This is a genomic window from Aquisalimonas sp., assembly GCF_007120195.1.
Taxonomy (GTDB): Bacteria; Pseudomonadota; Gammaproteobacteria; order Nitrococcales; family Aquisalimonadaceae; genus Aquisalimonas.
In genome coordinates this window covers 1-6,774 of the sequence record NZ_SKOG01000285.1, presented here as the reverse complement: position 1 = coordinate 6,774, position 6,774 = coordinate 1, and the positions used below count along the sequence as shown (strand labels likewise).

General features: G+C 64.0%; 9 protein-coding genes. 5 read left to right on the top strand and 4 right to left on the bottom strand.

The genetic code is table 11. The annotated features are described in order from the left end of the window. Both QZT63_RS19690 and rraA read right to left on the bottom strand, forming a co-directional pair. A partial coding sequence (locus QZT63_RS19690; RefSeq protein WP_290653731.1) for an RNA-binding S4 domain-containing protein occupies window positions 1-302 on the bottom strand: 302 nt, incomplete at its 3' end. 145 nt (window positions 303-447) lie between these two features. Next, window positions 448-933, bottom strand: a complete 486-nt coding sequence (gene rraA, locus QZT63_RS19685; protein WP_290653729.1) for a ribonuclease E activity regulator RraA — start codon at window positions 931-933, stop codon at window positions 448-450. A 170-nt stretch (window positions 934-1,103) separates the two neighbouring features. Here rraA and QZT63_RS19680 point away from each other — a divergent pair, with 170 nt between their 5' ends. From QZT63_RS19680 to QZT63_RS19660, 5 genes are all read left to right on the top strand, one after another. After that, window positions 1,104-2,135, top strand: coding sequence for a phosphoribulokinase (locus QZT63_RS19680; protein WP_290653727.1), 1,032 nt, complete (start codon window positions 1,104-1,106; stop codon window positions 2,133-2,135). Window positions 2,136-2,141: 6 nt separating this feature from the next. Next, entirely contained in the window at window positions 2,142-2,381 is a 240-nt protein-coding gene (locus QZT63_RS19675) for a hypothetical protein (RefSeq protein WP_290653725.1), read from the top strand. After that, on the top strand, window positions 2,378-3,436 hold the full coding sequence (locus QZT63_RS19670; protein ID WP_290653723.1) for a GGDEF domain-containing protein: 1,059 nt from the start codon (window positions 2,378-2,380) through the stop codon (window positions 3,434-3,436). Before QZT63_RS19675 ends, QZT63_RS19670 begins: the two co-directional genes overlap by 4 nt. A 111-nt stretch (window positions 3,437-3,547) precedes the next feature. Beyond that, on the top strand, window positions 3,548-4,660 hold the full coding sequence (locus tag QZT63_RS19665) for a RuBisCO large subunit C-terminal-like domain-containing protein (RefSeq protein WP_290653721.1): 1,113 nt from the start codon (window positions 3,548-3,550) through the stop codon (window positions 4,658-4,660). Between the two features lie 200 nt (window positions 4,661-4,860). Beyond that, a complete protein-coding gene (locus QZT63_RS19660) occupies window positions 4,861-5,307 on the top strand; it encodes a cupin domain-containing protein (protein WP_290653719.1) in 447 nt (148 codons plus the stop codon). Between the two features lie 222 nt (window positions 5,308-5,529). Here the strand turns inward: QZT63_RS19660 and QZT63_RS19655 are convergent, their stop codons facing one another. Then, window positions 5,530-6,060: a transposase gene (locus QZT63_RS19655; protein WP_290653717.1), complete on the bottom strand. Its 531-nt coding sequence runs from the start codon at window positions 6,058-6,060 to the stop codon at window positions 5,530-5,532. A gap of 151 nt (window positions 6,061-6,211) precedes the next feature. Next, a partial coding sequence (locus tag QZT63_RS19650) for a thioredoxin family protein (protein WP_290653715.1) occupies window positions 6,212-6,774 on the bottom strand: 563 nt, incomplete at its 5' end.

Sequence of the window (6,774 nt, the reverse complement as noted above, 5' to 3'; positions counted from 1 at the left end):
CCCTTGAGCTGCTCGCGGGTGCGTTCGCGCTGCTGCATGCTCTGCTCGGTTTCTTCATAGAGGGTTTCGGCCACCTTTGCGGGGCCGCGCTTGTCGGAGAGGTCGCGCACGATGACGCGAAATTCGTAGGCGTCTTTGCGGATGCGCAGTTCGTCGCCTGGCCGGACGGTCTTGGCCGGCTTCGCGCGAGCGTGATTCAGCTCGACCTTGCCGCCCTGAATCGCCTCGGTGGCCATGCGGCGAGTCTTGTAGAACCGCGCCGCCCAGAGCCACTTATCGACGCGAACGCCCTCGTCACTCATGGCTCAACCCGGGGATCGGGGCCGTTGCCGCGGGCACGCGGTGCCTATCACGCCGGCGTTTCTCGCGCCGCCTGCTAACAGTCTGGTCCATGTCGTCTATCTCCACCCCGACGGTGCCGGCTGTCGGGTTGACCGGTTTTTTGGATTACACCGCGTGCAATGGCTCCGGAGCGACGATGAGCCCGTCCTCGTCGGCGTAGAGATACTGCCCGGCACGGATGGTGATGCCGGCGAAGGTCACGGAGGCATCCCGTTCACCAACACCCTTTTTCTCACTCTTCAGGGGATGCGTGTTCAGCGCCTTGACGCCGATGTCCATGCCGGCAAGGTCGGCGGAATCGCGAATGCAGCCGTAGACGATAATCCCGCTCCACCCATTGTCGCGCGCCATCTCGGCGAGCTTATCGCCTAGCAGTGCACAGCGCATGGAGCCACCACCGTCGACCACGAGGACTTTGCCCGCGCCCGGTTCTGCCAGCGCCTCGCGCACCATGGAGTTATCCTCGAAGAGCTTGACTGTGCTGACCTCACCGTGGAACTCACGCCGCCCGCCGAAGTCTCGAAATAGTGGGCTGGCGACGCTGAGGCGCTCGGAATGTTCATCACAAAGGTCTGTCGTTTTCAGGCTCATTGTTCCCCCAGGGTTTGCGGTATGCTCGCTAAAGGTAAGAAACCTGCGGTGAAATGTCACCACCGCAGCCTGCAGGCAACGCCGCGCGCCGGTTTGACGATGCAGTAGCGAATAACCGCTGTTGGCTCCGTTTTGCCGGCGGAACACTTTGCCAGGAGACCCGGCCCGCCATGACCCAACCTGCATACCTGCGTGCAGCGGAGATGACCGATTTGCGGACAATGCTCGACTCCGCGCGACGCCCCATTCTGGTTGGCGTCGCCGGCGACAGCGGCAGTGGCAAGACCACCTATACCCAGGGCATCCGACGCCTGCTTGGCAATGACATGGTGACCTCCATCCCGCTGGACGGCTATCACCGCGAGAATCGGGCGCAGCGGCGTCGCAGCGGGCGGCTGCCGCTGGACCCGGCCAATAACCACCTGGACCTGGTCAAGGAACATTTGCGCGCGCTACGGGCCGGCAAGCCGGTGGAGGTGCCGATCTACAACCACCAAACTGGTTGCTTTGACGCGCCGCAAATCGTGCGCCCGGCGCCGGTGGTGGTTATCGAGGGGCTGCACGCCCTCTACGAGCATTTGCGCCCGCTGCTGGATTTTACACTGTATGTGGATGCAGACCGTGACGTGAAGTGGCGCTGGAAGTTCGAGCGCGACGTCTCCTACCGCGGCCACGACCCCTCGGAGCTCGAGGACGAGATCCGGCGGCGTGAGGCGGCTTATAAGCAGTGGATTGATTTCCAGAAAACCAGCGCGGATTTGGTGGTGAAAATCCATGAAAGTAATCTGGAACAGCTGGCGCATCAGCGCAACGACGGAGGGCTGCCCGAGAACTGCTACCACATGGAGATTGTGATCGCGGCGACGCAACTGCCCCTGCCTGCACTGACCCTGCCGGTCAACCTCAACGCCGCCATGGAAGCGGATTCGCGGCCATTCATGCTCTCCGCCGTGCGCAGCCGCTACTGGGGCAAGCGCGTGAACGTCGCCCATATCGATGGCGTAATCCCGCTCGAGGCCATGCAACGGCTCGAGGAAGAGATCATGCGGCTCACCGGCATCTCGCGGGATCTGGATCTTTGCCTGGTGAACAACGCCGCGCAAAACTCCACCATGCGCCTTGCCCAGTCGCTGGTGGCGTGGCCATTCCTGGGCAAGGTGCGCGCGCTGCTGCAGGAATGGCAGGCTGAAGACCAGGCCTGATGCCTCGTGCGACTGCTTATCTCGATCCTCGGCGCGGGTCTGGTGGTCGCCATCTACGTCGCGCTGCTCTACGGATTCTTCGCCTGGATCTGGCCACTGCTGCCGGACTGGGCCATGCTTATTGCCTTCCTGTTGATCGCCGCAGCGGTGATCGGCTCACCCATTATGGCGCTCAGGTACTACGGTACGGTACGCTCGGCGGCTCGCAGGGCGCGCGGGGACAAGCGAGAGGATAACGCAGAATGACCGAGCCCACCGACTCCAAGGATCTTCCTGATTTGCTAGACGCGGCTGCGCGCAGCCAGGCGGAGACGTCGCATTACCTCGATGCCGCCAGGGAACGTGCCTCGGAATCCCCTCCGGTGGCCGATGCGGCCGTCCTCCAGGTCGTGGCCGACGCCGTCACCATGATCACCCAGCAGACGGACACGCGCGGCGTGCTCGAGCACCTTGTCACGGCGGCACGCCGGCTGATACCCGATGCCGAAGGCGTGGTGCTGCTGAGCACGGACGACCATAGCGCGGCAACCACAGCGGCATTCTGGAACAAAGACACCGGTTGGGTGGAAGGCTCCGGTTGCCCCGTCACGATGCCAAAGGCACTGAAGCGGCTGAGCCGCGGCGACGCGAAACCGGACCTGCGCCTGCCGCTCGAGGGCAACGGCATCAAGCTTGGCGAATGCCGGCTGTTACTGACGGAGGGCTCTGGACCCGGCACAAGCGCCACGGCGCAAATCCTCCTGCAAACGGCATCGCTGACCCTCGCGGGGCTGCAGCTGCAGGTGAGTTCGCGTCAGCGCACCGTGCGCGACCCATTGACGGGGCTATTCAACCGCCCTTATCTGCTGGACACCCTCCAGCGCGAGTTGCATCACTGCCGGCGGGCCAAGCGCCCACTGGGGCTGATCCAGCTGGCCCTCGACGGACTCCGGGACTTCAACGCCCGGCATGGCCGCGCCGCAGGCGACCGGCTGTTGCAGGCCGTGGCCGGGCTGCTGCAAACGGCGTTCCGTGGATCAGACGCCGTCTGTCGCACGAACGGCGACACCTTTGTCATTATCCTCCCCGAGGCTGACCTCATCGACACGCGGCTGCGAGCCGAGGAACTGCGCACGCTCATCAGCACGCTGGAGCTGCCCGTGGCGGAGCAGACGGTGAGGGGGGTCTCCGCGTCCGTCGGCGTGGCGGGATTTCCCGAGCAGGCGGTTTCGGCGGACGCGTTGCTCCTCGCCGTGGACGGTGCGGTGCAGCTCGCCCGGGAGGCGGGCGGTGATACCGTGCAGGTGGCACAGGCAGGATAACGCAATCGGTGCGCCTTCGGCGCTATACGTTTCACGGTGGATTACGGCTGCGCCTAATCCACCCTACGCCCTTCGTGCGGCCCCGTTGCCATGCCACGGAGACGACTCGCCATGACCGAACGCCTGCTGGTGGATTACCTGCTCACCTGCCAACCCGGCGAGGATGCCCTCACCAAGGCCGAGGACATCGCCCTGGAGCAAACGGTCGAGCTGCCGGCAGATTGCGTGCCGGAGAGCATCCGCGAACACCTGCTCGGTCGCGTCGAGCGGCTCGCCCCCCTGTCCGACCGGCGTTACCAGTGCACCATCAGCTTCGACGCGGATCTGGTGGGCGGCGAGTTGACGCAGTTGCTCAATACCCTGTTCGGCAATATCTCGCTGAAGGACGGCATCCGCGTAACCGACATCCGTTGGCCCGACGGGGTTTTAAAGGCCATCGGTGGGCCGGCCCATGGTATCGCCGGCATTCGGCAGGCGACAGGTGTAGCACAAGGCCAGGCATTGCTGTGCACCGCCCTGAAGCCCGTGGGTCTGGACGCCAGCGCACTGGCCGAGCGTGCCTACCGCTTCGCGCTTGGCGGCATGGACATCATCAAGGACGATCATGGTGTCGCGAATCAACGGCAGGCGCCTTTCGTCCAACGCCTGGCCGCCTGCCAGCAGGCCGTCGAGCGGGCCAATGGCGAAACCGGTGGCAACAGCCTGTATTTCCCCAACGCCACGGCGCCGTGGCCGCTACTCGAGCAACGCTTGGCGGCAGCGCGCGAGGCCGGTTGCAAAGGCGTGCTGATCAGCCCGTGGATCACCGGGCTCGATGCCATGCGTTGGGCGCGGGAGCGCTTCGGGCTCATTCTCATGGCCCACCCTGCACTCACCGGCAGCTACTTCCGGCCCGAGCACGGCCTCTCGCCGGAGCTGCTGCTGGGCGATCTGTTCCGACTCGCCGGCGCGGATGCCAGCGTGTACCCCAACACCGGCGGGCGTTTCGGCTTCAGCCTCTCCACCTGCGAGGCGATCAACCACCGCCTGCGCTACCCCCTGGGCGCGCTGCGCGCCGCGGCACCGACACCCGGCGGCGGCATGGACGCTACGCGCGCCCCCGGGTGGCTTGAACAGTACGGCACCGATACCATATTACTGATCGGTGGGAGCCTGTATCAGCAGGGGGATCTCACCCGCGCCACGGCCGCGTTGCGGGAGTCGATTGGGCGGGGGGCACGGTGATGAGTCAAAATGGGTTGTGTGACGGTGGATGGGGCAGTGGGATGACGGTGGATTACGCTTCGCTAATCCACCCTACGGGGCCGAGCCCTTACTGACGCAAGGCGCTGAACGAAGGGCGTAGGGTGGATTAGCGTAGCGAAGCGTAATCCACCGTGAAACGAATCGCGCCGAAGGCGCACCCAATTTAAGACGGAGCCGACATGGCGAAAATCGTTCGCGCCGACGGGTACCGCTGGGAGGTCCCCGTTAAGGAATACAAGACGCAAGGCACCGGCTTTCGCGCGATTCACCGGCAAACGCTTCTCGGTGAGAATCAAGGCGAGGAACGGCTTCATTTCATCACGCGCTATTTCGAGATTCAACCCGGTGGTTATTCCTCCCTGGAGCACCATGAACACCCCCATTGCGTGGTGATTGTTCGCGGCACCGGAGAAGTGATATTGCACGATCGTGTGGAATCCATTGGCCTGCATGATTGCGTGTACATCGCACCCCATCAGATCCACCAGTTCCATGCGGTGGGTGATGAGCCATTGGGGTTTCTCTGCATCGTCGATCGCGAGCGGGACCGGCCGCAGATCCCAGGCGACGCGGAGCTTCAACGATTGCGGGAAAACCCCGAGATTGCGCGGCGAATGAAGGTTTAATTGCTAATGGCGATGGATTACGCTTCGGTCATGCACCGGGAACTTGTCAGGGTGCATAAACGAAGGGCGTAGGGTGGATTAGCGCAGCGTAATCCACCGTCGGCACCCATCCACGAGACGTGCCGTGGACCGGGGAAGGCGCTGAACGAAGGGCGTAGGGTGGATTAGCCGCAGGCGTAATCCACCGTTACACGCACGGCGCCAACGGCGCACCTTAAACACTCACTCAAACTCCAGGCCGTTCACCGTTTCCGGCTCCGACGCTCCCCAATGCGGCGGATACCACCCCCGTTGTACCGCCCGATGGAAACTGCTGTACGGCCACTCGCGCGGATGGGCCACAAGCCCGTGCTTCACCGGGTTGTAATGAATGTAATCCACATGCCGCCGGAAATCCTCCCCATCACGGATGACGTGCTCCCAGTAGCGCCGCTGCCACACCGCACCCTCCCCAGACCGCCGCGCCCGTTCGGCCGGCAAATCCGGCGCCGATTGCGTAAACAGCGACTTCACCAGCCGCAAGCGGCGTGTGTAATCGTCATCGTCCTTGGGCAGCGTCCACAGGGCGTGCAGGTGATCCGGCAGGATGACCATGGCATCGATGTGGAAGGGGTGGGTATCGCGGATTCGCCGTATGGCCGTGCGCAGGCGCTGCACATTGGCGGGGTGCCGGAAGAACGGCCGGCGCTGATGGGTGACCACAGTGAAAAAATACGTCCCGCCCGGTACCCGGAAGCGGCGGTAATTCGACATGATCGGCCTCCTTGCCCATCGTCGTGATCTGGTGCGCGCCTTCGGCGCGACTGGGTTGACGGTGGATTACGCTGCGCTAATCCACCCTACGCCCCTCGTTCAGTGCCTTCCCCGCTCCACGGCACGTCTAGTGAATTGGTGCTGACGCGCCTTATTCAGGCTCGTTGCCGGGCTTCCACTTGATGCTGCACCCGGCGCTGGGTGCTTGCTCGGGATCGACTTCGATTCCGGTGAGCACGGCGGTGGCAGCGGCACGCAGGTCGTCGCCGCTGACGGAGACGTTATTGCCGGGGCGGCTGCCGTCGAACTGGCCATGGTAGGCGAGGTACCCGTCACCGTCGAAGAGGAAGAAATCCGGGGTGCAGACTGCACCGAAAGCGTGCGCGGCGGCCTGGTCGGCGTCGTGAAGATAGGGGAACGGATAGCCCACCCGCGCCTTTTCCCACCCCATCGCCTCGAAGCTATCATCGGGATACCGTTCGGCGTCGTTGGAGTTGATGCCAACCACCGCCAGCCCGCGGGGCATAAACTCACGGGCGAAGCTCGCCAGTTGCGCGCTGATGTTGCGCACGAACGGGCAGTGGTTGCACATGAAGACCACCAGCAGCGCGTCTGCATCAGCGAAATCCTCGCTGGCGACAATGTTGCCCTCGGTGTCTCGCAGCCGGAAGTGCGGCAACGGTGTGCCCAAAGGCATCACGTGGGACGCGGTGG

Coding starts and splice junctions, on each gene's coding strand:
- QZT63_RS19670 (WP_290653723.1), top strand. CDS start 2,378: ATGACCGAGCCCACCGACTCCAAGGATCTTCCTGATTTGCTAGACGCG.
- QZT63_RS19665 (WP_290653721.1), top strand. CDS start 3,548: ATGACCGAACGCCTGCTGGTGGATTACCTGCTCACCTGCCAACCCGGC.
- QZT63_RS19660 (WP_290653719.1), top strand. CDS start 4,861: ATGGCGAAAATCGTTCGCGCCGACGGGTACCGCTGGGAGGTCCCCGTT.
- rraA (WP_290653729.1), bottom strand. CDS start 933: ATGAGCCTGAAAACGACAGACCTTTGTGATGAACATTCCGAGCGCCTC.
- QZT63_RS19655 (WP_290653717.1), bottom strand. CDS start 6,060: ATGTCGAATTACCGCCGCTTCCGGGTACCGGGCGGGACGTATTTTTTC.
- QZT63_RS19680 (WP_290653727.1), top strand. CDS start 1,104: ATGACCCAACCTGCATACCTGCGTGCAGCGGAGATGACCGATTTGCGG.